We start from the raw sequence: 26,360 nt of genomic DNA on the forward strand, positions 1-26,360 counted from the left end.
TGGGGTTCGGACGCGCCTTCGGAGCGAGGGTCGTCGTCTTCCGGCGGTCGCCGTGGCGGTTCGCTGGGGCCGGAGGCCACGCGCCGTACCTCCTAGTCGAGCTCGTCGTACAGGCAGATCAGGGCCGCGTTCGCGGACCGTTCCAGGGCGGCGCGGAGGGGCCCGTGCCGTCCCGACAGCATCCAGACCAGCATGACTCGGCCGGAATTACGAGACCTCTCTAGCGAGATTCCCCGCACCTCGCGCCGGATTTATTCCAAAATAGTCCTGATTGACTGCTTTTTGGCTAGATACATCACACCAAACGCATACACCCCGAGCTGCACCACGGTCCCCGCCAACGCCTGCCACGGTACCGGCACTTTCGCCTGATCCAGCGCGTCCTCCAGGTCCCCCGCCGCCGCGCTGATCCCGAAGGCCACCACGTTGTTCACCACGTGCAGCGCGATCGGCGCCTCCAGCCCGCCCGTCCGCACCGCCAGCCACGCCATCACCACCCCGAACGCGAACACGTCCACCAGCCCCGCCCAGGAGTACCCGTGCAGCGACGCGAACAGCGCGGACCCGATGAGGATGCCCCAGACGGGGTTGCGCACGTGCGCCCCGACGGCCTGCATGAACCAGCCGCGGAAGACGTACTCCTCGGCCGCGGCCTGGAACGGCACCAGCAGCACGATCACGATGATCAGCGGCAGGAAGGCCGACCACCCGGCCCACCCGAACATGCCCGCGTCCAGGCCGGAGACCGACAGGGCCAGATACTGCGCCCCCTGCCCGAGCGCCAGCGCCAGCACGGCCAGCGCCGCGCACCGCGCCATCCAGGACCAGCGCAGCCGACCCACCACCGACGAGAGCGTCCCCGGGCGGCGCCGCTGGACGAGCGCCGCCGTGCCCTGCACGAGCAGCAGCACGGGCGCGATGGACAGCAGCGTCATCGTCAGCCCGTACGCGGTGCCCCGCGGCACCCCCGTCTCGGGGTCCACGGCCTCGGGCAGGCCGAGGAGCTCCGTCCCCAGCATGAACGCGACGACGACCACGACGCCGATCGCCAGGAACCCGGCGCCGACGATCAGCGTGCCGACGATCGCCCGCCACGGACGGACGCCGGGGATCGCGGCGAGATGGTCGAACCGGGCCCCGCGAGGGACGGCCACGAACCAGGGGGGCGCCTGCTGCGGGTACGGATACCCCGCTGCCTGAGTGCCGTACGGAAATGGGGACCCCGGATTTTCCTGCATATCTCCATTCTGTCCACTTGATGCGCATTAGTTCACAGACGGTCCGCCGTTTTAGGCGGATGCTCAGAGTCGTAGGCAATTCGACCCTGGGAGCAGTCCATGTCAAGGCTGGGACCTGTCATCACCCTCGCGGCGGGCGCAGTGCTCGCCCTGGGGCTCGGTGTCGCCAGCACCATCGCGACACCCGCGGCCGAGGAAACGGCCGCCGGCACCGCTGCCGAAGCACCCCCCGCCGAGGAGAACACCGCGGCGCCGTCCCCCTCCCCCTCGCAGACGGCTGCCAAGAAGATCGCCAAGGCCGACTACGGCGGCCGGGTGAAGGGCAACGGCGCCCTCATCGCCATCTCCATCAGGAACGGCAAGGCCATCGGCTACTTCTGCGACGGCAAGACCGAGGCCTGGTTCAAGGGCTCGGAGTCCGACGGCGAGCTCCAGCTCAAGGGCGTGGCGAACGCCGGCTCCAAGGTGACGGCCGAACTGGGCGGCGGCCGCGCCGAGGGCTGGGTCGCCGTCGGCGGCAAGAAGTGGGACTTCACGGCCCCCACGGTGGTCAAGCCGTCGGGCCTGTACCGGGCCACCGGGATCGTCAGAGGGGCCAGGCTGCGCGCCGGCTGGATCATGATCAAGAACCCGAACGGCGGCTACTACCAGGTGGGCGCCGCCTTCGCCGGGGAGGAGCAGCTCGACATCCCGCAGCTCGACAGCGAGCAGCCCACCGCCCCCGTCACCGTGGACGGCACCACGGTCAACCCCGAGGACGTCGACGGCTTCATCGAGGAGATGCAATGACCGCCATCCACCAGCAGCGCCGCTCCCCCAGCGCGACCTCGTTACTGGTGCCGCTGCTCGTCGGCGGCCTCGTGGTGCTCGCGCTCGGCGTCTACGGGCGGGTGCACACGCCGACCGGGTTCGCCGTCGGCGTGGCGGGCTTCTCCGCGGCGCTGCCGATGAAGGTGTGGCTGACCACCGGCGCGTTCGTGCTGGCGATCGTGCAGGTGGTCTCGGCCCTGTCGATGTGGGGCAAGCTCGGGATCACGATCCCGCCCGCCGTGCACCGCTGGTCGGGCCGGCTGGCGTTCGTGCTCACGATCCCGGTCGCCTTCCACTGCCTGTACGCCCTCGGCCTGCAGTACGACGTCCCGCGCGTGCTCGCGCACTCGCTGCTCGGCTGCTTCTTCTACGGCGTGTTCACCGCGAAGATGCTGGCCCTGCCCAAGCGCGACACGCCGGGCTGGACGCTGCCGGTGCTCGGCGGGCTGACGTTCACGGCGCTCGTGGGTCTCTGGCTGACCTCGTCGTTCTGGTTCTTCACCGCCATCGGCTTCAAGGTGTGAACCTCTTCGTACGGCTCAGCCCGGCCGCCCGCCCCTTGGCGGCCACGACGAGCGCCATCTTCCTGGAGGCCTCGTCGATCATCTCGTCGCCCAGCATGACCGCGCCGCGTTTCTCGACGGTGGTGTAGTACTCGTACGCCTCCAAGATGAGCTCGGCGTGGTCGTAGTCCTCCTGCGACGGCGAGAACACCTCGTTGGCGGCGTCCACCTGCCCCGGATGCAGCACCCACTTGCCGTCGAACCCCAGCGCCGCCGCCCGCTGCGCGACCCGGCGGAAGCCCTCGACGTCCTTGATCTGCAGGTAGGGCCCGTCGATCACCTGCAGGTCGTGCATCCTGGCCGCCATGAGGAGCCGCATGAGGATGTAGTGGTAGGCGTCGCCCTCGACGTAGCCGGGCGGCTGCTCGCCGACGACGAGCGTGCGCATGTTGATGGAGGCCATGAAGTCGGCGGGGCCGAACACGAGCGTCTCCAGCCGCTTGGACGACCCGGCGATGGCGTCGGCGTTCACCAGGCCGCGGGCGTTCTCAATCTGCGCCTCGATGCCGATGCGGCCCACCTCGTAGCCCATGGTCTTCTCGATCTGCGTGAGCAGCGTGTCGAGCCAGACGACCTCGGTCGGGTCCTGCACCTTGGGCAGCATGAGGCAGTCGAGGAACGCCCCCGCGCCTTCGACGATCTCGATCACGTCGCGGTACGTCCACTGCGTCGTCAGGTCGTTCACCCTGACCACGCGGGTCTTGCCCGACCAGTCGCCCTCGCGCAGGGCGGCGACGACGTTGCCCCGCGCCTCCTCCTTGGCCAGCGGCGCGACGGAGTCCTCCAGGTCGAGGAAGACCTCGTCGACGGGCAGGGTCTGAGCCTTCTCCAGGAACCGGGGGTTGCTGCCTGGCACGGCGAGCACAGAACGTCGTGAGCGCATGCGCACACGCTACTGGTCAGCCGGTGAAGCCGTTCGCCTCGAGGCGGGCGACGAGGCCGTCGATGCCGCACGGCTCGTTCCACCCGGGCAGGCTGAGCAGCTCGGTCCTGCCGCCCACGGCCCGCCCGCGCCCGTCGGGGCCCACCTCGTGCAGCACGACGCCCTGCGGGGCGGCCGCGTAGTCCGGGGTGCCCGGCGGCAGCTCGGTGCGCTCCTCGACCACCGGATACCCGGACGGCCTGGCGGTCTTCAGGAAGAGCAGCACGCGCGTCCCCGCGGGCACGGCCCGCGCGAAGTCCCTCTCGTCCTGGAACGGCTTCCTGGCGCTGAGCAGGGCGCCCTGGTAGTACGGGAAGTGGACGACCTTGGCCGAGGAGCTCTTGAGCCGCCGCTCGACCCGCACCTGTAACAGCACGTGGTAGGTGCGGCTGTCCGGGATCTCCTCGATCACCGGCCCCGGCAGCCAGCCCGTCACCCTCCCCACGGCGACCAGCTCGGCGGCCTCCCGCGCCAGCGCCTCGGGCGAGTCGTACGGCGGGTAGTCCATCGTGGTCTGGTACAGCACCTTCGTGTCGAGCGTGCCCGTGGGACGCTCGGTGGCGCAGGTCATCGGGGCAGGGGCAAGGGCAGGGGCCGGGGACGTGGCGGCGCCGCAGCCGGTCGCCAGCGCGAGGAGGAGCACGGAAGAGATCGTTCGCATGCCCTCAAGACGAGATCGTGGCGGCGGCGGTTCGCCGGTTACAGTCACATCTGTGAGCGACAACAAGACGGCCATCGAGGAGGGCGCCAAGAAGTCCGGCATCCTCTGGCTCACCCTCGACCGTCCCCGCCTGGCCTGGCACGCCTGGCACGACGGCGCGATCTACCTCGTGACGGGGGGCGAGGAGCAGCGGCTGCCCGGGCTCGACACGCTCGACCGGGTGCACGTCACGCTGCGCAGCAAGGACAACGGGGCCAGGCTGGTGGAGTTCGAGGCCGCCGTGTCGGCCGTCGACCAGGCCGAGGCGGCCGACGCCGTGGCGGTGCTGGCCAAGGAGCGGCTCAACGCCCGCGACAGCGAGCACCTCACCGAGCGCTGGGCCCGCGAGTCCACCGTATGGCGGCTCACCCCGGAGCGGTGACCGCCTCCGGCTCCCCGACGACCTCCGGCTGAGCGCTGGAGGTGGCGGTCTGGGCGAGCAGCGCGCCCGACAGCACGAGCAGGCCGCCCAGGATCTGGAACGCGCCGAGCGTCTCGCCGACCAGCGCCCAGGCCACGATGGCGCCGCCGATGACCTCCAGCGACGCCACGGTGGCGCCCACCGCGGCCGACAGCCGCCGCACGGCGTTGACGCCCAGGATGTACGCGATCACGGTGGCGATCAGCACCATCCACAGGTACGCGCCGAGCACCGGCAGCCGCTGCCCGCCCTCCGGCGCGGCGGTGACCGTGAAGGCCTCCCACGGGATGTTCCACGGCCGGGCGAACGGGATCAGCACCAGGGCCGCCCCCGCCATGCCCCAGGCGATCAGGCCGAGGGGGTCGATGTCGTCGCCGAAGCTATCGTTCATCAGGAAATATCCGGCGCAACACGCCCCGGCCAGCAGCCCCAGCAGCAGGCCCAGCGCGTCCAGCCGCAGTCCCTGCCACGCCTCGACGACGATCCCGAGGCCCACGACCGCGACGACGGCGCCCACGTACGCGGCGCGCGCGAGCCGTACCTTGCGGATGATCCGCACCCAGGCCACCACCATCACCGGCGCCATGAACTCCAGCAGCAACGCGATCCCCACCGGCAGCCGCGTGATCGCCACGAAGTACAGCGCCTGCACGCCGGCCACCGCCATCACCGCGTACAGCGCGAAGAACGGCAGCCTGGAGCCGGGGATCCGCAGCGCGCGCGGTCTGAAGACGGCCAGCACGGCCAGGAGCAGCAGCCCCGCGCCGGCCATCCGCGTCCACACGGCCTCGATCGGCGCCAGCCCGGCGGCGATGAGGTACTTGGCCATGGGCCCCGAGAACGCGAAACAGCACGAGGACACGAACGCGAGCATCAGCCCCGCATACCTCATCGCACACCACCCACCACGTAATCACCGTTCAGCGGGTTTGATACTGACATGCCGGACATCCTAGGTGCAACGGGATACGAGCGCCTCCGGGGCGGGCGGGACGGCGCTGTTAGCCTGGCAGGGTGAAGATCTTCGTGGCCCGGCTTCCCGGGACCCCGGTCTTCGACCCGGCCGGCGACCAGATAGGCCGGGTCAGAGACGTCGTGGTCGGGCTGCGCATCGGCCGGCGCCCCCGGGTGCACGGCTTCGTGGTGGAGGTGCAGCCGCGCCGCCGGGTGTTCCTGCCGATCACCCGGGTACGCCGCATCGAGGCCGGCTCCGTGGTGTTCACCGGGCGGCTCAACATGCGCAGGTTCGAGCAGCGCGCCTCCGAGACGCTGGTCATCGGCCAGATGCTCGACCTCACCGTACGCGTCGGCGACGAGCCCATGACGGTGTACGACGTGGGCATGGAGGAGCTGAAGCCGTCCAACTGGGAGATCACCAAGGTCGCCGTCTACAAGGGCAGGCGGCGCGAGCCGCGCACGGTCGACTGGGGAGAGGTGTCGGGGTTCGACACGCTGCAGAAGGACCAGGGGGCCGCCGGGCTGATCGCCGCGTTCGAGTCGCTGCGCGCCGCCGACATGGCCAGCGCGCTGCACGACCTGCCCACCAAGCGGCGCATCGAGATCGCCCGCGCGCTGCACGACGACCGGCTGGCCGACGTGCTGGAGGAGCTGCCGCCCGACGACCAGATCGGCATCCTGGGCACGCTGGAGCCCGAGCGGGCCGCCGACGTGCTGGAGGAGATGGGGCCCGACGACGCCGCCGACCTGCTGCACGACCTGCCGGAGGAGCAGGCGGCCGAGCTGCTGGCGCTGATGGAGCCCGGGGAGGCGGCGCCGGTGCGGCGGCTGCTGACGTACCCGGAGACCAGCGCAGGCGGCGTGATGACGAACGAGCCGGTGATCCTGCCGCCCACCGCCACCGTCGCCGAGGCGCTGGCGCACATCAGGCAGCAGGACCTGACGCCCGCCGTGGCCTGCCAGGTCTACGTCACCAGGCCGCCGACCGAGACGCCGACGGGGAAGTACCTCGGGGTGACGCACTTCCAGCGGCTGCTGCGCGAGCCGCCGTCCACGCTGCTCGGCAGCGTGCTCGACCCCTCGATCGACCCCATCAGGCCGGACTTCACGCTCCGGCAGGTGACCTACTACCTGGCCAACTACAACCTCGTCGCCGCCCCCGTCGTGGACGAGCTGGGCCGTCTCGTCGGCGCCGTGACGGTGGACGACGTGCTGGACCACATGCTGCCCGAGGACTGGCGCGAGCGGGCCGACGACCGTGACGACCTGCTGACGGAGCACCGGCGCGAGGGAGCCGACGACCGTGACGACTGACCGCCTCGACCAGCCCAGGGACCTGCGCCGCACGCTGCGCCCGCACTACGACCCCGAGGCGTTCGGCCGCCTGTCGGAGCGGATCGCCCGCTTCCTCGGCACCGCCCGGTTCCTCGTCTACATGACCGTCTTCGTCGCGGTCTGGGTCATCTGGAACGCCGTCGCGCCGGAAGGCTGGAAGTTCGACCCGTACCCGTTCATCTTCCTCACGCTGATGCTCTCGCTGCAGGCCAGCTATGCCGCGCCGCTGATCCTGCTGGCCCAGAACCGGCAGGACGACCGCGACCGCATCCAGTACGAGCAGGATCGCGAGGCCGCCGAGCGCAACCAGGCCGAGATCGAGTACCTGACCCGCGAGATCGCGGGCCTGCGCCTGGCGCTGAACGAGGTGGCCACCCGCGACTACCTGCGCGCCGAGCTGGGCAGGCTGCTGGAGGAGCTCAAGGAGAGCGGTCAGGAGGCGGGGCGCTGAGCTCGTCGCCGAGCTTGGCGAGCATGCGGCGCACCTGCGCGATCTCCCCCGCGTCCAGCATGTCGAGGAACTGCCTCCTGATGCCGCGCAGGTAGGTCGGCGTCGCCTCGGCCAGCCGGGCCGCGCCGCGGTCGCTCAGCACCGCGTACAGACCGCGGGCGTCGTCGGCGCACGCCTCCCGCGCCACCAGGCCGTCGCGCTGGAGCCGGTCGATGAGCCTGGTCAGGCCGCTGCGCGAGAGCAGGACGCGGTCGGCCAGGTCGTTCATCCGCAGCCGCCTGCGCGGGGCCTCGGCGAGCTGCATGAGCACCTCGTACGAGGCCAGCGGCAGGTCGTGCGCGACGAGCAGCTCGCTCTCCAGATGGCGGGTGACGCGCACCTGGGCTCGTTGCAACATGCGCCAGACCGCCAGTTCCTCGGCGGTCAGGCCCTCGTCGCGCAGAAGAGTCACGGAGTAACCTTAGACGTTGTTGCACAGACATCTAACAGTGCGGATTAACCCAGCGCGGGCTTCGGTTCATACCATGGAGGGGCATCCTCGCTGGCGTCCTGCGCCTGTCCCACATAGACCGACTAAGGAGGGACGGCACTCCCTCGTGCCGAGACTTCGATGGCACCAACCCAGGAACTGGTGACGGCGGCCCTGTCCACCGTCATCGACCCCGAGATCCGTCGCCCGATCACGGACCTCGACATGGTCAAGAACATCGAGATCGCTCCCGACGGGGCGGTGCGCGTAGGCGTGTACCTCACCGTGGCCGGCTGTCCGATGAAGGACACGATCAGCCGCGATGTCACTACCGCCGTCTCCAAGGTCGAAGGTGTGACCGCCGTCCAGATCGAACTCGACGTCATGAGCGCCGAGCAGCGCAAGACGCTGCAGACCAAGCTGCGCGGCGACCGCGGGCCGGAGAAGGAGATCCCGTTCAACCAGCCGGGCTCGCTGACCCGCGTGTTCGCGGTGGCCAGCGGCAAGGGCGGGGTGGGCAAGTCGTCCGTCACGGTCAACCTCGCCGCCGCCATGGCCGCCAGTGGCCTCAAGGTCGGCATCGTCGACGCCGACATCTACGGTCACAGCATCCCTCGCATGCTGGGCGCCGCCGAGCGGCCCACCAAGGTCGAGGACATGATCATGCCTCCGGTGGCCCACGACATCAAGGTCATCTCGGTGGGGATGTTCAAGCCGCCGGGCAACACGCCGGTGGTCTGGCGCGGGCCCATGCTCGACCGGGCGCTCCACCAGTTCCTGGCCGACGTCTACTGGGGCGACCTCGACGTGCTCCTGCTCGACCTGCCCCCGGGCACGGGCGACATCGCCATCTCGGTGGCCCAGCGGCTGCCGGGGGCGGAGATCCTCGTCGTGACCACCCCGCAGATGGCCGCCGCCGAGGTGGCCGAGCGGGCCGGTTCGATCGCCGCCCAGACCCACCAGCAGATCGCCGGCGTCATCGAGAACATGGCGTGGCTGCCCTGCCCCCACTGCGACGAGCGCATCGCCGTCTTCGGCGAGGGCGGCGGCCAGACGGTGGCCGACGCGCTGACCCGTACGCTGGGGGCGCGCGTCCCGCTGCTCGGCCAGGTGCCGATCGACATGCGGCTGCGCGAGGGCGGTGACGAGGGCAAGCCGCTGGTCCTCACCGACCCCGACTCGCCGGCCGCCGCCGAGCTCAAGAAGATCGCGGACGGCCTGAGCAAGCGCTCCTCCAGCCTGAAGGGCCTCCAGCTCGGCCTCGCCCCGCGCCGCTGACCGTCCAGTCCTCGCCCTGAGCCCTCTCCGTCGCCTCCCGGCTCCGGAGGGGGCTCTTTCATGCTCTCTGTACGGCGATGTACGGCTTTGTCAGGTCGCTTCGGAGTCGTAGGGCGGCAGTTCCCCGAAACCGAGCTCATCGACCGGCTCAGCCCCGTACGGAGCCGACGCGGCGACCGGCTCCAGCTCGGATCGCTTGTTGTCGTTCCAGTCGTCCTCTAGGTCGTCGAGGAGGTGCTTGCGGACGAAGTTACGCGGGTTCAGGTCGGCGGGGTCGAAGTTCTGGAACTCCGGGCCCAGGCCCGCACGCAAATCGTCGCGCGCGTTGTTGGCCATCCGGCGCAGGTTGCGCAGCGTCTTACCCGCCTGCGCGGCGGCCTGCGGCAGTCTTTCTGGACCGAAGACGAGCAGCGCGATCACGATCAGCGCGCCGACCTCCATCCACCCGAGTCCGAACACCGTGAGCTCCTACCGCAGTCAAACCTCTCCGAGGACAACCCCGGCCTATCCACAGACTAAGGGCTCCATCGGGTAGGTCGGTCGTCTCCTCCGGGTCATATCATCCACCCGCCCCTCCCCAACACCCCCGGCGCGTCGGCCCGGAACGACAGCGCAGGGCACGCGACTCACGACGCCCCAGCAGGCGTCACGACACGGAACGGCACGGCGACGCTGCCGCGGCACGACGGCACGGCACGGGACGGCGTGACACGGGACGGCGCAGCTCGGCGCAACGCGCACGGCGCCCAACCCGACCATGCGCCACCGACCGACGCTCCATGACGGACCAACCACGCACGAGCGCGGGGCGCAGGGTGCGGCGCGGAGCGCGGAGCGGGGCGCAGCGCAGGGCACGGAGCGCGGGATGGGGCGCGGGATGGAGCGCGGGATGGGGCGCGGGATGGGGCGCGGGACAGGGCGCGGGACAGGGCGCGGGACAGGGCGCGGGACAGGGCGCGGGACAGGGCGCAAGGCGTCCGGCGGGGCCGTGCGTGGCCGGCCTCCTCGGCCCGGAAAGCAGCCGCGCCGCAGCAGGGCCCGGGAGCCCGCTGCGGCGCGGTCACGAAGGAAGGATGGTCGGTGTCAGGAGGGTGAGGGGGTGGGCTCGTCCTCGGCGACCACCGTGAGCGTGGCGTTGCGTTCCTGCCCCGCCCGCTGGTACTTGATGTTGATCTTCGAGCCGGGCGTCTTGCTCCGGATCAGGGCGATCAGCTCGTTCCCGTCCTGCAGGGCCAGCCCGTCGATCTCCAGGATCACGTCACCGGCCTGCAGCCCCGCCTGGTCGGCAGGCCCGCCCTTGGTGACCGGCTGCTGCCCGCCGGCGGGCTCCGAGGCGATGCGGACGCCCTGACCCCGGTAGTCCTTGTCGAGCACGATGCCGATCTTGGGCCGCTTGGCCTTGCCCGTCGTGATCAGCTCTTCGGCCACCCGCCGCGTCTGGTTGACCGGGATCGCGAAGCCGAGGCCGATGCTGCCGCTCTGGCTGCTCATCGAACGTCCCAGCGTGGCGATGGCCGAGTTCACGCCCACGACCTCGCCCCTGCCGTTCACCAGCGGGCCGCCGGAGTTGCCCGGGTTGATGGCGGCGTCGGTCTGGATCGCGCTGATGTAGGCCGGCTCCTCCGAGCTGGTGCCCGTCTCGTCGCCGGCGATGACCGGGCGGTTGAGCGAGCTGACGATGCCGGTCGTGACCGTGCCGGTCAGGCCCAGCGGGGAGCCGATCGCGATGACCGGGTCTCCGACCACCACCTGATCGGAGTTGCCGAGGGTGATCTCCGGCGTGCCGAACGTCTCCTCCGGCTTGACCACCGCCAGGTCCGAGCCCGGGTCGCGGCCGACGATGCGGGCCGTGGTGGTCTTGCGGTTGTTGAACACGATCCGGATCTCGCCGCCGTTGGCGGCCAGCGCGACCACGTGGTTGTTCGTGACCACGTAACCGTTCTTGATCAGGAAGCCGGACCCGGACGCGCCCTCGGTGTTGCTGCCGTTGCCGACCTCCAGCGAGACGACGCTGGGCAGCACCCGCGCGGCCACGCCCGCCACCGAGTCGGGCTCGCGGTTGGTGGCTCCGGTCGGGAGCGGGCCGAGGCTGTAGGAGGGGTCGTTGGCGCCGCTGGGCTTGGTCAGCAGGTACGTGCTCACGCTGCCGACCACCGAGGCCAGCAGGGCGATGACCACGGCCATGGAGATCAGGAAGCCGGTGCCCGGGCCTCGCCTGGCGGCGCCGGCACCGCCAGGAGGCGGCGGCGCCCAGCCGGGGCCCATCCCGAGTGGCTGGCGGGGAGGCGGCGGCTGGGCCGGCCCGCCGTAGGTGGGCGAACCGCCGAACGGCGGCCCTTCGTAGGAACGGGCGCCGCCGTCCGGCGAGCCGAAGAACGGGCTGTCGTAGGCGCGCGTGCCGTTGTCGGGCCGCGCGCCGCCTTCGGGGGGGCCGAAGGAAGGGCTGTCGTAGGAGCGGGTCGTCGCGTCGGGCGGCCCGAAGGAGGGCCCGTCGCCGATCCGGCTGCCGCCGTCCGGGGGGCCGAAGGAAGGACCGTCGCCACCCCGGTTACCGCCGTCCGGAGGGCCGAAGGAGGGCCGGCTGCCGCCGTCGGGCGGGCCGAACGAGGGCGCGCCGTACTGGGGCCCGGTCTGGGGGCCGGTCTGGGCGCGGTTGTCCTGGCCGGGATCGGGCGTGCCGTAGGAGGAGCCGTTCGAGGGCGAGGCGTCACCGTGCGAGGGGCCGTACGAGGGTCCGTAGGACGGTTCGTACGAGCGCGACTCGTACGGCGGCGAGCCATAGGCCTCGGGACGCCCGGAGGGGTCGCCCCACGTGGTGCCGAACGAGGCAGGCGGCTCCGGCCGCCTGCCTTCCTGTCCGGGCCTGTCGTCAGCGGGTAGGAAGTCCGGCCGCCCCTGTGGCTCGGGGGAGTCCGACGGCGTGCGTCCCTCGGTGGACCGCGTCTCGTCGGTCATCTAAGTCTCACCACTCCTTGGCTCGGCCACCGCAATCCTCGCTCTTGCGGCATACGAGGGTTATAAAGGTTTTGTCAGGACTTGCTTGTGACAATTCCCGAACCCAGATCGTATGCCCCGCGCGCCGCCGACTACGCCAACCGTTTGCTCCCCGGCATGACCCGGTCAAGGCGTGGCGGTCGAAGAGCCGTTCGTAGGCGTAGTACGGGCCTGCTGCTGGAACAGTTCAACCGGCGGGGCCGGATTGTTCTGGCCGATGCCGGTGGTCGCGAAGAAGGTGCCGATCGCCACGGCCGCCGAGACCACCCCGACCGCCACGTACGCCGAACGCCTCCTACCACCGCGGCCAGGACCCGAGGCTCCACCAGTGGCGGCCCTGCGCGGGCGGTTGTCCAGGGGCGCGATGGTGTGCGGCCCGGGGATGGGCACCCCCCCGAACGTACGCGTGGGGAAAGGGCGCTCCCTCGGCGGCAGCGGCCCGCCCGGCTCCGCCATCCGGAGCAGCGACATGGTCAGGTCCGCCGGCATGGCGGGGGTCTCCAGCGAGCGCAGGCGCGACTTCAGCGCCCGCACCGACTCGACCTCGCGCCTGCAGTCAGCGCAGAAAGTCAGGTGCGCGAGCGCGCGCTCGCGCTCGGTGTGGTTGAGCTCTCCGTCTACCAGCGCGGAAACACGCTCTCCAAGATGGGACATATCAGACTTCCTCCCCACGGATCACGGTCGGGGGGAGTTGAGAATTACGGGGGGCTCGATGGTCGAGCGCCTCCCGCAACTGCGCCCGGCCACGGTGAATACGGCTTCGGACCGTACCCAGCTTGACGCCGAGCGTGGCCGCGATCTCCTCGTAAGACAGGCCCTCGATGTCGCACAGCACGATCGCGGCCCGGAACTCGGGGGCGAGCGCGTCGAGGGCGGCCTGGATGTCGGGCTCCAGGTGGGCGTCGTCGAACGCCTGCGCCGGAGACGGCTCACGACCGCGCAGCCGCTCGGCCGCGTCGTCGGCGAGCCCCTCGAACCTGATGCGCTGCTTGCGCCGCGCCATGTCGAGGAACAGGTTGGTCGTGATCCGGTGCAGCCACCCCTCGAACGTGCCGGGGGTGTAGCTCGACAGCGACCTGAAAACCCGGACAAAGACCTCCTGCGTGAGGTCTTCGGCATCGTGGACATTGCCGGTCAGCCGGTAAGCCAGCCGATACACGCGTGCGGAGTGCGTCCGCACGACCTCCTCCCACGTCGGAGGAGTCCAATCAGACGACACGGGAGTATCGGTCTGGTGGTCGCTTTCGTCCACCAGAACTCCTCTCTCTGGGACCACCGCTACCGCCATAGTGCCTGGTTTCGTCCCTTCGTGCGCACTGCCTGCCTTCCGGACCGGCAAAGCCCGTTTAAACCTGCAACGCCTTAGGTCCCTCCTGAGTTCCCGTCCTGCCGTGTCTCCCCTAGGCTGCGATCGGTGCCTATCTCGCGGACCAATCGCACGAAAGTGGGGGGAGGAGGCCGATGACCACTCCGGTGGAGGCCACTCTGGCCTATGCGGAGCAGTTCCATCACGAGGATGAGATCCTGCACGCGGCGCGGCAGCGCGGGCTGGAGATGGGTGCGACGCCCGTCCTTCCCGGGGCCGGGGCGGCGCTGTGTTTCCTCGCGACCGCCGTCAACGCCAAGTCCGTCGTCGAGGTCGGCACGGGCTGCGGGGTCTCAGGGCTGTGGCTGCTGCGCGGCATGCGTACGGACGGGACGCTGACGAGCGTGGACGTCGAGCCCGAGCACCAGCGGCTGGCCAGGCAGGCGTTCACGGAGGCCGGCTTCTCCGGCAGCCGGGTGCGGCTGATCTCCGGCCGGGGCCTCGACGTGCTGCCGCGGCTGTCCGACGGCGGCTACGACATGGTGTTCGCCGACGGCGCCAAGCACGAGTACGCCGACTACCTGGCCGAGGCGGTCCGCCTGCTGCGCGTGGGCGGCATCGTGGCCTTCGACAACATGTTGTGGCACAACCGCGTGGCCGACCCCGCGCAGCGCGACCCGGAGACGGTGACGCTGCGCGAGGTGGGCAAGCTGGTGCAGTCGGACGAGCGGCTGCGCTCGGTGCTGATGCCGCTGGGCGACGGCCTGCTGGCCGCCCTCAAGATCAGCGACTAGCCGCCTCTCCAGGGGCACGAGCCCCCCGGGGCGGCCCCTCTCCAGGAGCACGAGCCCCGGGCGGCCGCTCCAGAGCGCTAGCCCCGGGTCAGCCACTCCAGGAGCAGCCGTACGCCGAAGCCCGTGGCGCCCTTGGTCAGCACGCCCTCGTCCGCCGTGCTGCGCCCGACACCGGCGATGTCGAGGTGCGCCCACGGCCGCTCGCCCGCGAACTCCCGCAGGAACAGCGCCGCGGTGATCGAGCCCGCCCCGAACGTGGACCCGGACTCGACGTTGGCCAGATCGGCGATCGACGACTCCAGCGCGGGCGTGTAGTCCTCGATCAGCGGCATCCGCCACAGCCGGTCGTCGGCGGCCTGCCCCGCCTCCACGAGCTGCTTGGCCAGCACGTCGTCGGAGGCGTAGACGGCGCCGACGTGCGGCCCGAGCGCCACCGTGATCGCCCCGGTGAGCGTGGCGATGTCCACGACCGCGCCGGGGTCGAGCTCGGCGTCGGCGTAGGCGAGCGCGTCGGCCAGCACCAGGCGGCCCTCGGCGTCGGTGTTGAGCACCTCGACCGTGCGCCCGCCGTAGTGCGTGATCACGTCGCTGGGCCGCTGGGAGGTGCCCGAGGGCATGTTCTCGGCCGCCGCGATCAGGCCGGTGACGCGTACGGGCGCCTTCAGCGCGGCCAGCGCGCCGAGCACGGCGATGACGACGGCCCCGCCGGCCATGTCGGTCTTCTGGAACTTCATGTTGGCCGTCGGCTTGAGCGACAGCCCGCCCGAGTCGAACGTGATGCCCTTGCCCACCAGCACGACGTGCCGGTCAGTCGGCTCCTCGGGCGTGTAGGAGAGCTGGATGAGCCGGGGCGGGCTGGCCGAGCCCCTGCCGACGGCGAGGATGCCGCCGAACCCGTCGGCTCGCAACAGCTCCTCGTCCCACACCTTGACCGGCAGGCCGCTGTCGGCGGCCCGCTCGGCCAGCCAGGCGGGGTTCTTGACGGAGGAGGGCGTGTTGGCCAGGTCGCGGGCGAGCGCCACCGCCCGCGCCACGGTCTCCGCGCGCCGCACCTGCTCCTCGTCCGCCCCGGAGAACGCCAGCACGCGCACGGGCTTCTTGCCGGCACCGCCGATCCTGAACGTGTACGCGGCCAGCAGCGCCGCCTCCACGAACGGCGTGACGTCGCCGTCGGGCGTCACCACGGTCAGCGTGTCGCGGCCCTTGGCCTTCCTGGTCAGCCCCGCGGCCGCGGTGCGCAGGGCCTTGGGCGAGCCGTCGCCCACGCCGTACAGCAGGATCCGGCCCACGCCGCCGGCCCGTGCCACCGGAACCTCGACGATCTCGCCCGCCGCGCCCTTGGCCTCGTAGTGGGCCAGCAGGTCGGACACCGGCAGAGGCAGCTCGACCCCCGGGTCGAGGTCTGCGGCGTAGGGCACGGCCAGCAGCTCGGCGTCGTCGGGAACGTCGGCGACCACCGTCGCAGTGGTCTCAATCGGCACGGAAAATCTCTCCTCGAACGTCAGCGACCCTGGCGCCGCTCTACGCCAGGGTCGTGGAACAAGTGTGTCTCTCGGGAGCGCTCAGCCGACGACGTTCTTCAACGCCTCGCCGAGCGCCTTTGCCTCGTCGGCGGAGATCTCCACGACGAGCCGGCCGCCACCCTCCAGGGGGACCCGCATGACAATGCCGCGCCCTTCCTTGGTGACCTCGAGCGGACCATCGCCGGTCCGCGGCTTCATCGCCGCCATGCGTGCATCCCTTCCTGCCTTGGGCTCCCGCGGCCCGCGATTTCCGACCTCCCGAGGGGGTGGTCGGCGCATTCACGTCTTCTGTGATGTCCTATTCTCCCGCATCGAGAGCCCTCATGGGTAACGATCTCCTCCCAGAATGCGTTGTCGAGGCGTGCGATGACGTCCAAACTGGACTTCGTGCACGCTCGCGCCGCTCTGTTCGACCTCTACGGAGACCACCTGCGCTCGCGCGGTGGCCAGGCGTCCGTCGCCGCGCTCGTCAGGCTGATGAAACCCCTGGACATCGCCGCTCCAGCGGTCCGCACGGCGGTTTCGCGCATGGTCCGGCAGGGGTGGCTGCGGCCGCTGCGGCTCCCTCAGGGGGCGGGCTACGGGCTGACTCCCAAGTGTGTCAGGCGGCTGGATGAGGCCGCGTTGAGAATTTACCGAGCCGGGACACTCACCTGGCACGGCCGCTGGCACGTGATCGTCTTCGAGCCGGTGAAGGAGCGCCCGCGCCGGGAGCGGCTGCGGGCCGACCTGACGTTCCTCGGGTACGCGTCGCTGTCGGAGACCACCTGGATCGGCCCGCGCTCGTCGATCGAGCTGGACAACCTGCTCGAAGGCGAGGGGGTGCGGGCCGACAGGTTCGACGCGGCACTGGAGGGCGACCCGCGCGAGCTCGTCGCCAGGGCCTGGGATCTGGCCGCCATCGGCGAGGCGTACGAGCACTGGCACGCCGAAGCTGTCACGCTGATCAGCACGCTGCCCGAAGGAGCCCCGCCCGACCAGGTGTTCGCCACGCGCAGCCGGCTCGTGCACGGCTGGCGCAACTTCCTGTTCCGCGACCCCGGCCTGCCGCCCGAGCTGCTGCCCGCGGGCTGGCCGGGAGAGAAGGCCAGGGCGTACTTCGAGCAGGAGGCCGCCAGGCTGCTGCCCGCGGCCGCCGCGTTCGTCGACAAGGAGTTGTGACGTGATCCGCTACGACCTGGCAGACGCCGTCGCCACCATCACGCTCGACCGCCCCGACGCCATGAACTCGCTGACCGTCGAGGTCAAGCAGGCCCTGCTCGACGCGCTGCGGCGGGCCGCCGGCGACCGCGGCGTGCGTGCCGTGCTGCTCACCGGCTCGGGGCGGGCCTTCTGCGCGGGCCAGGACCTGCGCGAGCACGCCGCCAACCTGGAGGCGGGCTGCGGCCTGGCGGGCACGGTGCGCGAGCACTACAACCCCATCGTGGAGCTGATCGCCACGATGCCGAAGCCGGTGGTGGCCGCGGTCAACGGCGTGGCGGCGGGCGCGGGCGCCTCGCTGGCCTTCGCCTGCGACCTGCGGGTGGCCTCCGACCGCGCCAAGTTCGCGCTGGCGTTCGCCGGCATCGGCCTGGCGCCCGACTCGGGCGCGTCGTGGACACTGCAGCGCCTGGTCGGCGCGGGCCGCGCCGCGGAGCTGATGCTGCTCGGCGAGCCGCTCGACGCGACCCGCGCGCTGGAGCTGGGCCTGGTCACCCGCGTGGTCCCGGCGGGCGACGTGCTGAAGGCCGCCCACGAGCTCGCCGTACGCCTGGCGAGCGGCCCCACCCTGGCCTACGCCGCCACGAAGCGGGCCCTGGCCTACGCCGCGACGCACGCGCTGCCCGACGCGCTGGCCATGGAGGCCGACATGCAGGACAGCTGCGCCGCGACCGGCGATCACCTGAACGCCACCAGAGCCTTCCTCGCGAAAGAGATGCCGACCTTCAACGCCGAGTAACCGATCGACCACGCTCCCATGGGCCAAGCTGGCGGCATGCGCTCTTCCGACGCCTCGCGATCGCCTGCCGAGCACGACTTCGAGGCACTACGCACGACCGCCGTGACCCTCCTCACCGGCGGGCACCTCGACATCGCCGACCCGGTCTACGCCCGGCCGCTGGCCGCGCTGAGCGAGCGGGCGGCCACCTGGCTGGCCCAGATGGTGCCCGGCCTGATCTGGCCCGACCTCCCGCTCGAAGGCCGGCCCGGGCACGTGACGGGCAGCTACGGGCGGCTGCGCGCCATCGCGACCGCCTGGGCCACGACGGGCACCGCCCAGCACGGCGACGACGCCGTGGCGGCGAAGGTGATCGAGGCGCTCGACCTGCTGTACGAGCGGCACTACAACGAGCAGCTGCCCGAGACCGGCAACTGGTGGTTCTGGGAGATCGGCACGCCCGCCGAGCTGAGCCGCGCGTGCGTGCTGCTCGGCGACCGGCTCGATCCGGCCCGGCTGGCGGCCTACCTCGGGGCGATCGACCGGTTCTGCCCGGACGCCGACCGCCGCGCCGGCTGGCCGGACGCCAGCGAGAGCGGCGCCAACCGGGCCGACAAGGCCGCGATCGTCGCCTTCCGCGGCGTGGCGGGGCGCCGAGCGGACAAGCTGGCGCTGGCCCGCGACGGGCTCTCGGACGTACGCGACGGCGGGCGGCACAGCGTGTTCGGCTACGTCGACTCGGGCGACGGCTTCCACCGCGACGGCTCGTTCATCCAGCACGCGGTGGTGGCCTACACGGGCTCGTACGGGCTCTCCCTGCTCATCGCGGTCGCCGAGACCGTGGCGCTGCTGCACGGCTCGCCCTGGGAGATCTCCGACCCGGGGCGGCAGGTGGTGCTGGACGCCGTGGAACGCTCCTTCGCGCCGTTCATCCACGACGGGCTGCTCATGGACACCGTCAGGGGCCGGGCGGCCAGCAGGCAGGCGTTCCCCGACAGCGTGGCGGGCCACGGGGCCACCGGGGCGGTGCTGCTGCTGGCGCGCAGCGCGCCCGAGCCGTACCGGAGCCGGTTCAGGGAGCTGGCCAAGGGCTGGATCGAGCGCGGCAAGGCGCTGCCCTACCTGGAGCACGCGAGCGTGGCGGAGACCCGGCGGGCGGTCGAGGTGCTGGACGACAAGACGATCGAGGCAGCGACCGGGCCCGATGGGCACTTCGTGTTCCCCTCGATGGACCGGGTCGTGCACCGGCGTCCGGGGTGGGCGGTGGCGATCAGCATGTCGTCGCAGCGGACCGCCGCGTACGAGGCGATCAACGGCGAGAACCGGCACGGCTGGTACACCGGCGACGGCATGACCTACCTCTACACCGGCGACCAGGGCCACTACGGGCGGGACTTCTGGCCGACGGTGAACCCGTACCGGCTGCCGGGGATCACGGTGGACCCGCGCGAGCGCGAGGACCTCGACTTCCGCGTGCACCGGCCGCCCAGCGCGTGGGCGGGCGGGGTGGTGCTCGACGGCCTGTACGGCGTCAGCGCCATGGAGCTGGTCGGCGACGGCGTGAGCCTGCGGGCGCGCAAGTCGTGGTTCTGCCTCGAATCGGCCGTGGTGGCGCTGGGCAGCGGCATCTCCAGCTCCGACGGCCGGGCGATCGAGACCGTGATCGAGAACCGCGCCACCACCGCCGAGCCGCACCTCGGCGACGGCTGGGCGCACCTGCCGGGGACGGGCGGCTACGTGTTCGAGGGCGCCAGGACGCTCGTGGAGACGCGTACGGGCCGCTGGCGCGACATCAACACGGGCGACGACACCGCGGGCGCCTTCGAGCCTGTCACGCGCCGCTACGTGACGTTCTGGCTGGACCATGGCGTGGACCCGCTGGACGCCAGCTACGCGTACGTGCTGCTGCCCAACGCCACCCGCGAGCGGACCCGCTCCTACCGTGACGCCCGTCCCGCGCGGGTGCTGTCCAACACGCCCGAGTTGCAGGCGGTGGAGACGCGGGCGCTGTTCGGGGCCACGTTCTGGAGCCCGGGCAGCGCGTGGATCGTGAGCGTGGACCAGCCGTGCGTGGTGATGGTGCGCCGGGCGAGCCGGCGGCTGGTGCTGGCGGTGGCCGACCCGGCCAGGACGGCGGACGTCATCACGGTCACGCTGGATCGCGCGGTGGGCGGGATCGTCCGCGCCGACGACACGGTCACGGTGCGGACCGGCAGGAGACCCGTCATCGTGGTGAGAACCGGCGGGTCGCTGGGGCGCTCCCACAGCGTGGAGCTCACCGGCTACGGGCCACGCAGTCCTCGAGATGGTCGTTGACCAGGCCGATGGCCTGCATCAGCGCGTAGGCCGTGGTCGGGCCGACGAACCGGAAGCCGCGCTTCTTCAGCTCCTTGGCCAGCGCCTTCGAGCCGGGCGTGACGGCGGGCACGTCGGCCATCGTCCTCGGCACCGGCGCGCCGGGGTCGGCGTGCCGCCACACCAGCTCCGACAGGCCGCCGGGCAGGTCGAGCGCGGCCCTGGCGTTGGCGATCGCCGCCTCGATCTTGGCCCGGTTGCGGATGATGCCCGCGTCGCCGAGCAGGCGCTCGACGTCCTGCTCGGTGTACGAGGCCACCTTCGGGATCGAGAAGCGGTCGAAGGCGGCGCGGAAGTTCTCCCGCTTGCGCAGGATCGTCAGCCACGACAGGCCGGACTGGAACGCCTCCAGCGACACTCGCTCGAAGACCGCGTCGTCGCCCCTGACCGGGCGGCCCCACTCCTCGTCGTGGTAGGCCAGGTACATGGGGTCGGCCATGCCCGCCCAGGTGCAGCGGATCGGCTCGGTCACGGGCGCTCGTCACCCTCCTTGGCGGCCGAGATCCTGGGCTTCTCCCCGTCCGCCGCCTTCGACGCGTCCTGGCCCTCCCCCTCGGCTTCCGGCGTGTCTTCCGTCTCGGGCTCGTCCTCGGCCTTCGCCTCTCCGGCGGGCGCGTCGGCGGTCTCGCCCGCGGCCTTGCCGTTGGGCGCCTGCTCGGCGTCGCCGGGCTGCGGCACGCGCCACTCCGGCTCCTCCGGCAGGTGCGCCAGCTCCGCGCCGCCGTCCCAGTCGACCGAGGCGCCGCTGGCCGACACCGGGTCGCCCGAGTCGGGCAGCTCGCGCGGCGTGGCCGGGGCCTCGGGCTCGTGCTCGGTGCGCGGCCCCGCCCCGGGCGCGGCGTAGATCTCCTGCCGCGCGTGCAGGCGGCTGGACAGCAGCTCGGAGACGCGCTGCTCCAGCACCGCGATCCGGGTGTCACGCGCGCTGATGGCGCCGGCGGCGCGGCGCAGGGTCTCGTCGACGCTCTGCGTGTGGTAGCCGACCAGGTTGACCGGCAGTTGCAGCGCCATGAAGTCGACCGCCGTGAGATGACCGGCCTCGGGCAGGTCGAGCGGCGGCACGTCGGGCGGGAACTCGGTCAGCTCACCGCCCCTGCCCAGGGAGACCAGGACCACGCAGGCCAAGATGGCGATGGCGGCGATGGCGAGTATGACCAGCACATTGGCATCGTACTCACACGGTGGGCCACATTCTGCGCTCCACCGCAAGTCGTGCATTCCGCGCGTACCGCCGGAGAACGGCTCCCGCCCAGGTCAGCCGGTCGCCTCGCCCAGCTCGGCGACGCTGGGCCGGACCGGCTGCGCGCGCGATTCGAGCGCGCCGAACGCCTCGTCGACGGTGGAGGTCCAGGAGATCGCGTCGAAGACGTCGGGACGGGTGAAACCCTCGTCGTACATGCCCTCGACGAGCTTCCTGAGCGGGCCGTACAGGCCCCACGGGTCGAGGAGCACCAGGGGACGGTCGTGGATGCCGAGCACCCGCGCCGTCCAGATCTCGAAGAGCTCCTCCAGAGTCCCGATGCCGCCCGGCAGCACGAGGAAGGCGTCGGAGCGGGCGTCCATGACGCCCTTGCGCTCGCGCATGTCCTCGGTGACGATCAGCTCGTCCGACTCCTCGTCGGCCACCTCCATGTCCACCAGGACCTGCGGGATCACCCCGACCGTACGGCCGCCGGCGGCGCGGGTCGCCGCGGTGACGGCGCCCATGCACGAGACCGAGCCGCCGCCGCTCACCAGCGTGTGGCCGCGCTTGGCGAGCTCGGTGCCCACGCTCGCGGCCAGCTCGATGTACTTCTTGTCGATGGTCAGGCTGGAGGCGCAGAAGACGCAGATGTTCACGTCGTCAAACCCTATTGGGGCTCGGCGGTCTGGGCCCCGGTGGCCTCCACTTCCTCCTCGCGCTGCTTGGACCTGGCCAGGTCGGCTTCCACGATGATGCGGACGGCCTCGTCGACGTCGTCGGTGACGTTGATCAGGTCGAGGTCCTGCGGCTTGATCTTCGCGGTGCTCAGCAGCGAACCCTTGATCCAGTCGAGCAGCCCGCCCCAGAACTCCGAACCCATCAGCACCACGGGGAACGAGGTGACCTTCTGGGTCTGCACCAGAGTGAGCGCCTCGAACAGCTCGTCCAGCGTGCCGAAGCCGCCGGGCAGGGCGATGAAGCCGCACGAGTACTTGACGAACATCGTCTTGCGCACGAAGAAGTAGCGGAACTCGATGCCCAGGTCGACGTAGTCGTTCATGCGCTGCTCGAAGGGCAGCTCGATGCCCAGCCCGACCGACACCGCGCCCTCGACGTCGCGCGCGCCCCGGTTCGCCGCCTCCATGGCGCCCGGCCCGCCGCCGGTGATCACGGCGTAGCCCGCCTCGGCCAGCGACCGGCCGAGCGCCCGGCCCAGCTCGTAGTCGGGCGAGTCGGGCGTGGTGCGGGCGGAGCCGAAGACGGTGACGGCCTGCGGCAGCTCGGCGAGCTGGCCGAAGCCCTCGACGAACTCCGACTGGATGCGCAGCACCCGCCACGGGTCCATGTGCACCCAGTCGGACGGCCCCTGGCGGGCGAGCAGGCGCTGGTCGTGGGTGGAGGTGGGGACGAGGCTCCCCCGGACCACGGACTGGCCCTGGCGGCGTTCCCGACGATTGTGTTCCATGTGGATCACGCTAGCCCCTCTCTCGGACGGCCGTTTCGCGCCCGTCCCCCTGCCCGTCCGGATGCCCAGACTGCCCCCTGTTGGCGAATCCGCAGGTAGCAGGGGTAGAACGGCGGCCTAAAAAATCTTGAAAGAAGCGTGGAACCGAATTTCGACTCCCTCGCGTCTAACCGCATGAGGGTGCTGCTCGGGACTGAAAGTGGTCTTCCCCGCCAAATGGCCGGCGAGGAAGGCCACTTTCATTTTGTCAGCCAGTCGAGCATCGCCCGCTCGCTGTCCACGATCTTCGGCAGCGACACGTACTCGCCCTGCTGGTGCGCGAGATTCGGGTCTCCTGGGCCGTAGTTGACGGCGGGGACTCCCAGCGCGGAGAAGCGGGCGACGTCCGTCCAGCCCAGCTTGGCGCGCGGCGTGCCGCCGACGGCCGCGGTGAAGGCCGCCGCCACCGGATGCGTCAGCCCCGGCCTGGCCGCGGGCGCGGCGTCCACGACGCTCACCGCGAACCCGTCGAACACCTCGCGTACGTGCTCCTCGGCGTCCTCGATCGACAGGTCGGGCGCGAAGCGGTAGTTGACCGTCACCACGCACAGGTCGGGGATGACGTTGCCGGCGACCCCGCCGACCACGCCGACCGCGTTCAGCCCCTCGTGGTACTCCAGGCCGTCGACCACCGGCCGCCGCGGCTCGTACGCGTTCAGCCTGGCCAGCACCGGCTCGATCCCGTGGATCGCGTTGACCCCGAACCACGAGCGCGCGCTGTGGGCCCGCTTGCCGGTCACCGTGACCTCGGCGCGCAGCGTGCCCTGGCAGCCGCCCTCGATCACGCCGTCCGTGGGCTCCATCAGGACCGCGAAGTCGGCCGCCAGCCATCCGGGGTGGTCCCTGGCGACCCTGGTCAGGCCGTTGCGCTCGGCCTCGACCTCCTCGCAGTCGTAGAAGACGTAGGTGACGTCCTTGTCGGGCGCGGGCACGGTGGCGGCCAGCTTGAGCGCGACGGCCACGCCGGCCTTCATGTCGGAGGTGCCGCACCCGTACAGCAGGTCGCCCTCGACCCTGCTGGGCAGGTTGCCCGCGGTGGGGACGGTGTCGAGGTGGCCGGCGATCAGCACGCGCTCGGAGTGCCCCTGCTCGGTGCGGGCCACCACCGTCTCGCCTGACCGGGTCACCTTGAGGTGCGGCAGCGCCGACAGCGCCCGCTCGACCTCGTCGGCCAGCGCCCGCTCAGCGCCGCTCACCGACTCGATGTCCACGATCGCGGCGGTCAGGTCGCGTACGTCCTGGGTCAGGTCCAGCATCAGGTGTTCACTCCATGTGCGCGCAGCGTCTCGTTGATCGCCGCCTTGTCGTGCCGCCGCCCCGGCTCCAGCCGCTTGATCACCAGCACGCACGGCAGGCCGAACGTGCCTCCGGGGAACTCCTTCATCCGCGTGCCCGTCACGGCCACGCACCACGGGGGAATCTGCCCGCGGGCCAGCTCCTCACCCGTCTCGGTGTCGATCACCGGCATGGACGCGGACAGGATCGTGCCCGCGCCGACCACCGCGCCCTGCCCGACCCTGGCGCCGTCGACGACCATCGACCGGCTGCCGATCAGCACGTCGTCCTCGATCACGACGGGCACGGCGTTGGGCGGCTCCAGCACGCCGCCGATGCCCACTCCGCCGGACAGGTGCACGTTCTTCCCGATCTGGGCGCACGAGCCGACCGTGGCCCAGGTGTCCACCATCGTGCCCGCGTCCACGTACGCGCCGATGTTCGTGAACGACGGCATGAGCACCACGCCCGGCGCCAGGTAGGAGCCCCAGCGCGCGATCGCCCCCGGCACCACCCGCACGCCGTCGAACGAGCTCTTCAGCGGATGCCGGTCATGGTGCTGGAAGTCACCCACCTGCGAGCGAGCCAGCCCCAGCACCTTGAAGCTGAGCAGGATGGCGCGTTTGGCCCGCTCGTCCACGACCACCTCGTCGCCCACCACCCGGGCGACCCTGGCCTCGCCCTTGTCGAGCAGATCGACCGCGCCGACCACCAGGTGACGCGCCTCTGCGTCGGCGGGCGACAGCTCCGAGCGGCGCTCCCACAACTCGTCCACCACGGAGGGGAGCGGTGACGAGGTGCTCACTTGACTCATGGCCACGGAGCTTATCCGGCCGGGTAGGTTTTTCAGGGTGCGCCTGCGCTTCTCACGTGGAGTCATCACCATCGCGATCATCGTCGTCGTGCTCGCCGTGGGCGTCTCCGCCGGTCTCTACTGGGTGCTCAAGAGGGTGCCTCAGCTCGCCGAGCCGCAGGACGCGTTCTGCTCCGTGACGACCCCCGACGGCGTCCGCACCCTGCTGCCCGAGCAGGCGCGGATCGCCGCCACCATCGCGGCCGTCGCGGCGCGCCGCCGGCTGCCCGAGCGGGCCGTGGTCATCGCCTACGCCACGGCGATGCAGGAGTCGAAGATCCAGAACCTCGACTGGGGCGACCGCGACTCGGTCGGGGTGTTCCAGCAGCGCGAGTCGCAGGGCTGGGGCAGCAAGAAGCAGCTCATGGACCCGGTCTACGCCACGAACAAGTTCTTCGCCGCGCTGGTCAAGGTCAAGAACTATCGGAAGATCCCGCTGGCGGAGGCGGCACAGGCCGTGCAGCGCTCGGCGGGCGGCTACGCGTACGCGCCGCACGAGACCGAGGCGAAGATCCTCGCCGCCGCCTTCACCGGCCGGGTGCCGAAGGCCGTGCACTGCTGGTACCCCTCGGACAAGACGCCCGCACCGCGGCCGCGCACGGCCGAGGCCCGCAAGCAGCTCGCCAGGGCGATGGGCAGCACGGCGATCACCACGAGGAAGCGCGGATGGCTGGTGGCCGCGTGGTCGGTCGCCCACGCCGAGACGTACGCGCTCAGGAAGGTGGACTACGACGGCGCCACCTGGGTCAACGACTTCGAGACCGACGGCTGGCAGCAGAGCGGCTCGGCCGGCGCGCGCAGGGTGGAGCTGGCGTAGCCCGGGTCAGGAGGCGCGGCGCACGATGGAGATGGAGCCCGGCGGGAGCGGCTGGGCGTAGCTCGCGGTCCAGGAGCCGCCCTGGATGCGCTCGAAGGACAGCAGCCGCCCGTCGGAGGCCCGGTAGTCGGCGAAGTCCAGCAGCCCCCGGTCGGGGTTGCCCGTGTCGCCCTCGCTGCGGAAGGCGGCCGTGCCCCGGTCCATCGGGAAGAACTCCACGCCCTCCATGATGATCATGCTCTTGGCCGGCACCATGCCCTGGGTGGGCACCTCGTTCCAGAGCTGCACCTCCAGGTGCGGCGGGTCCCCCGCGCGCACCTCCACCGAGAGCCACTGGAAGCGCCGCGAGGCGTCACGCAGCAGGAACTCGGTCCACTGGTGCCCCTGCCAGGAGATGTGCATGGCGCCGAGCACGCGGGCGGGAGCTCCGAGCACTTCGATCCGGTCACCGATCCGGATCGTGCGAGGGTCGGTGTAGTCGGTGCCGACATGGCCAGGGGCGCTCACCGGCGCGGCCAGCGGGGTCTCGATCGCGGCGACCTCTGCAGGCGGCGCGCTCGTACGGCGGCCCTTCCTGTCTTGCCGCAACGTGGCCCAGAAGGCCCCGAGCAGCAGCAGGACGGTGGCGATGCTCAGCCCGAGTACGACCATGGAGGTCATGCTCATCGATCAGCTCGCTCCACTCGCGGTCTGC

Annotated in this window: 29 protein-coding genes; 11 read left to right on the top strand and 18 right to left on the bottom strand. The window is 71.3% G+C overall.

Going from position 1 to position 26,360, the window contains the following annotated elements:
- Positions 1 to 251: 251 nt before the first annotated feature.
- Complete coding sequence (locus tag ACBJ32_RS41210; RefSeq protein ID WP_375131423.1) at positions 252 to 1,238, bottom strand: lysostaphin resistance A-like protein; 987 nt, start codon at positions 1,236 to 1,238, stop codon at positions 252 to 254.
- Positions 1,239 to 1,337: 99 nt separating this feature from the next.
- Between ACBJ32_RS41210 and ACBJ32_RS41215 the strand changes: the two genes are divergently transcribed.
- The gene (locus ACBJ32_RS41215) at positions 1,338 to 2,027 is read left to right on the top strand and encodes a hypothetical protein (RefSeq protein ID WP_375131424.1); all 690 of its coding nucleotides are present in this window, start codon (positions 1,338 to 1,340) and stop codon (positions 2,025 to 2,027) included.
- Entirely contained in the window at positions 2,024 to 2,572 is a 549-nt protein-coding gene (locus ACBJ32_RS41220; protein ID WP_375131425.1) for a DUF6529 family protein, read from the top strand. The genes ACBJ32_RS41215 and ACBJ32_RS41220 overlap by 4 nt, the downstream gene beginning before the upstream one ends.
- Here the strand turns inward: ACBJ32_RS41220 and ACBJ32_RS41225 are convergent.
- Positions 2,562 to 3,494, bottom strand: a complete 933-nt coding sequence (locus ACBJ32_RS41225; protein ID WP_375131426.1) for an HpcH/HpaI aldolase/citrate lyase family protein — start codon at positions 3,492 to 3,494, stop codon at positions 2,562 to 2,564. The two genes, ACBJ32_RS41220 and ACBJ32_RS41225, sit on opposite strands and share 11 nt — an antisense overlap.
- A 16-nt stretch (positions 3,495 to 3,510) precedes the next feature.
- Entirely contained in the window at positions 3,511 to 4,194 is a 684-nt protein-coding gene (locus ACBJ32_RS41230) for a hypothetical protein (RefSeq protein ID WP_375131427.1), read from the bottom strand.
- Positions 4,195 to 4,246: 52 nt separating this feature from the next.
- Here ACBJ32_RS41230 and ACBJ32_RS41235 point away from each other — a divergent pair, with 52 nt between their 5' ends.
- Positions 4,247 to 4,615, top strand: coding sequence for a hypothetical protein (locus ACBJ32_RS41235; RefSeq protein WP_375131428.1), 369 nt, complete (start codon positions 4,247 to 4,249; stop codon positions 4,613 to 4,615).
- On the opposite strand, the gene ACBJ32_RS41240 is transcribed toward ACBJ32_RS41235, so the two are convergent.
- Positions 4,599 to 5,546: a DMT family transporter gene (locus tag ACBJ32_RS41240; protein ID WP_375131429.1), complete on the bottom strand. Its 948-nt coding sequence runs from the start codon at positions 5,544 to 5,546 to the stop codon at positions 4,599 to 4,601. The two genes, ACBJ32_RS41235 and ACBJ32_RS41240, sit on opposite strands and share 17 nt — an antisense overlap.
- A gap of 122 nt (positions 5,547 to 5,668) precedes the next feature.
- Between ACBJ32_RS41240 and ACBJ32_RS41245 the strand changes: the two genes are divergently transcribed.
- Entirely contained in the window at positions 5,669 to 6,925 is a 1,257-nt protein-coding gene (locus ACBJ32_RS41245; protein WP_375131430.1) for a magnesium transporter MgtE N-terminal domain-containing protein, read from the top strand.
- Positions 6,915 to 7,397, top strand: a complete 483-nt coding sequence (locus ACBJ32_RS41250; RefSeq protein WP_357877219.1) for a DUF1003 domain-containing protein — start codon at positions 6,915 to 6,917, stop codon at positions 7,395 to 7,397. Before ACBJ32_RS41245 ends, ACBJ32_RS41250 begins: the two co-directional genes overlap by 11 nt.
- Here the strand turns inward: ACBJ32_RS41250 and ACBJ32_RS41255 are convergent.
- On the bottom strand, positions 7,366 to 7,848 hold the full coding sequence (locus ACBJ32_RS41255; protein ID WP_375131431.1) for a MarR family winged helix-turn-helix transcriptional regulator: 483 nt from the start codon (positions 7,846 to 7,848) through the stop codon (positions 7,366 to 7,368). The genes ACBJ32_RS41250 and ACBJ32_RS41255 overlap by 32 nt on opposite strands.
- Before the next feature lie 159 nt (positions 7,849 to 8,007).
- Here ACBJ32_RS41255 and ACBJ32_RS41260 point away from each other — a divergent pair, with 159 nt between their 5' ends.
- Positions 8,008 to 9,144, top strand: coding sequence for a P-loop NTPase (locus ACBJ32_RS41260; protein ID WP_357877213.1), 1,137 nt, complete (start codon positions 8,008 to 8,010; stop codon positions 9,142 to 9,144).
- A gap of 90 nt (positions 9,145 to 9,234) precedes the next feature.
- Here ACBJ32_RS41260 and ACBJ32_RS41265 read toward each other — a convergent pair whose 3' ends face one another.
- The 4 genes from ACBJ32_RS41265 to sigE form a co-directional block, all read right to left on the bottom strand.
- Entirely contained in the window at positions 9,235 to 9,603 is a 369-nt protein-coding gene (locus ACBJ32_RS41265) for a sec-independent translocase (RefSeq protein ID WP_375131432.1), read from the bottom strand.
- Positions 9,604 to 10,227: 624 nt separating this feature from the next.
- Positions 10,228 to 12,099 (bottom strand): trypsin-like peptidase domain-containing protein, encoded by a 1,872-nt coding sequence (locus tag ACBJ32_RS41270; protein WP_375131433.1) that lies wholly within the window; start codon positions 12,097 to 12,099, stop codon positions 10,228 to 10,230.
- A gap of 165 nt (positions 12,100 to 12,264) precedes the next feature.
- Positions 12,265 to 12,792 carry a zf-HC2 domain-containing protein gene (locus tag ACBJ32_RS41275; RefSeq protein WP_357877204.1) on the bottom strand — a complete coding sequence of 176 codons (528 nt, stop codon included), beginning with the start codon at positions 12,790 to 12,792 and terminating at the stop codon, positions 12,265 to 12,267.
- A gap of 1 nt (position 12,793) precedes the next feature.
- Positions 12,794 to 13,426, bottom strand: coding sequence for an RNA polymerase sigma factor SigE (gene sigE / locus ACBJ32_RS41280; protein ID WP_148440425.1), 633 nt, complete (start codon positions 13,424 to 13,426; stop codon positions 12,794 to 12,796).
- Between the two features lie 173 nt (positions 13,427 to 13,599).
- On the opposite strand from sigE, the gene ACBJ32_RS41285 reads away from it, so the two are divergent.
- On the top strand, positions 13,600 to 14,238 hold the full coding sequence (locus ACBJ32_RS41285; RefSeq protein ID WP_375131434.1) for an O-methyltransferase: 639 nt from the start codon (positions 13,600 to 13,602) through the stop codon (positions 14,236 to 14,238).
- Between the two features lie 77 nt (positions 14,239 to 14,315).
- Here the strand turns inward: ACBJ32_RS41285 and ACBJ32_RS41290 are convergent, their stop codons facing one another.
- Positions 14,316 to 15,719 carry a leucyl aminopeptidase gene (locus ACBJ32_RS41290; RefSeq protein WP_375131435.1) on the bottom strand — a complete coding sequence of 468 codons (1,404 nt, stop codon included), beginning with the start codon at positions 15,717 to 15,719 and terminating at the stop codon, positions 14,316 to 14,318.
- Between the two features lie 81 nt (positions 15,720 to 15,800).
- Positions 15,801 to 15,968 carry a DUF3117 domain-containing protein gene (locus ACBJ32_RS41295; RefSeq protein WP_020545024.1) on the bottom strand — a complete coding sequence of 56 codons (168 nt, stop codon included), beginning with the start codon at positions 15,966 to 15,968 and terminating at the stop codon, positions 15,801 to 15,803.
- A gap of 159 nt (positions 15,969 to 16,127) precedes the next feature.
- On the opposite strand from ACBJ32_RS41295, the gene ACBJ32_RS41300 reads away from it, so the two are divergent.
- Genes ACBJ32_RS41300 through ACBJ32_RS41310 form a run of 3 tightly spaced genes read left to right on the top strand, consistent with a single transcriptional unit; the run spans position 16,128 to position 19,995 of the window.
- Positions 16,128 to 16,922 carry a PaaX family transcriptional regulator C-terminal domain-containing protein gene (locus ACBJ32_RS41300; protein WP_357877192.1) on the top strand — a complete coding sequence of 265 codons (795 nt, stop codon included), beginning with the start codon at positions 16,128 to 16,130 and terminating at the stop codon, positions 16,920 to 16,922.
- 1 nt (position 16,923) lies between these two features.
- On the top strand, positions 16,924 to 17,700 hold the full coding sequence (locus ACBJ32_RS41305; protein ID WP_375131436.1) for an enoyl-CoA hydratase-related protein: 777 nt from the start codon (positions 16,924 to 16,926) through the stop codon (positions 17,698 to 17,700).
- A gap of 36 nt (positions 17,701 to 17,736) precedes the next feature.
- A complete protein-coding gene (locus ACBJ32_RS41310) occupies positions 17,737 to 19,995 on the top strand; it encodes a polysaccharide lyase 8 family protein (protein ID WP_375131437.1) in 2,259 nt (752 codons plus the stop codon).
- Here ACBJ32_RS41310 and ACBJ32_RS41315 read toward each other — a convergent pair.
- From ACBJ32_RS41315 to ACBJ32_RS41340, 6 genes are all read right to left on the bottom strand, one after another.
- Entirely contained in the window at positions 19,955 to 20,473 is a 519-nt protein-coding gene (locus ACBJ32_RS41315; protein WP_375131657.1) for a DNA-3-methyladenine glycosylase I, read from the bottom strand. The two genes, ACBJ32_RS41310 and ACBJ32_RS41315, sit on opposite strands and share 41 nt — an antisense overlap.
- 29 nt (positions 20,474 to 20,502) lie before the next feature.
- Positions 20,503 to 21,195 (bottom strand): hypothetical protein, encoded by a 693-nt coding sequence (locus ACBJ32_RS41320; RefSeq protein WP_375131438.1) that lies wholly within the window; start codon positions 21,193 to 21,195, stop codon positions 20,503 to 20,505.
- A gap of 93 nt (positions 21,196 to 21,288) precedes the next feature.
- Positions 21,289 to 21,873, bottom strand: a complete 585-nt coding sequence (locus tag ACBJ32_RS41325; RefSeq protein WP_375131439.1) for a TIGR00730 family Rossman fold protein — start codon at positions 21,871 to 21,873, stop codon at positions 21,289 to 21,291.
- A gap of 11 nt (positions 21,874 to 21,884) precedes the next feature.
- Positions 21,885 to 22,682, bottom strand: coding sequence for a TIGR00730 family Rossman fold protein (locus ACBJ32_RS41330; protein ID WP_375131440.1), 798 nt, complete (start codon positions 22,680 to 22,682; stop codon positions 21,885 to 21,887).
- Positions 22,683 to 22,921: 239 nt separating this feature from the next.
- Complete coding sequence (dapE, locus tag ACBJ32_RS41335) at positions 22,922 to 23,977, bottom strand: succinyl-diaminopimelate desuccinylase (RefSeq protein ID WP_357877174.1); 1,056 nt, start codon at positions 23,975 to 23,977, stop codon at positions 22,922 to 22,924.
- Complete coding sequence (locus ACBJ32_RS41340; protein ID WP_357877171.1) at positions 23,977 to 24,810, bottom strand: 2,3,4,5-tetrahydropyridine-2,6-dicarboxylate N-succinyltransferase; 834 nt, start codon at positions 24,808 to 24,810, stop codon at positions 23,977 to 23,979. Before ACBJ32_RS41340 ends, dapE begins: the two co-directional genes overlap by 1 nt.
- Positions 24,811 to 24,847: 37 nt before the next feature.
- Between ACBJ32_RS41340 and ACBJ32_RS41345 the strand changes: the two genes are divergently transcribed.
- Entirely contained in the window at positions 24,848 to 25,666 is an 819-nt protein-coding gene (locus ACBJ32_RS41345) for a hypothetical protein (protein WP_375131441.1), read from the top strand.
- Between the two features lie 6 nt (positions 25,667 to 25,672).
- Here ACBJ32_RS41345 and ACBJ32_RS41350 read toward each other — a convergent pair whose 3' ends face one another.
- On the bottom strand, positions 25,673 to 26,332 hold the full coding sequence (locus ACBJ32_RS41350) for a DUF4178 domain-containing protein (protein ID WP_357877165.1): 660 nt from the start codon (positions 26,330 to 26,332) through the stop codon (positions 25,673 to 25,675).
- Positions 26,333 to 26,360: the final 28 nt, after the last annotated feature.

Source organism: Nonomuraea sp. GTA35, from assembly GCF_041950525.1.
Classification (GTDB): domain Bacteria; phylum Actinomycetota; class Actinomycetes; order Streptosporangiales; family Streptosporangiaceae; genus Nonomuraea.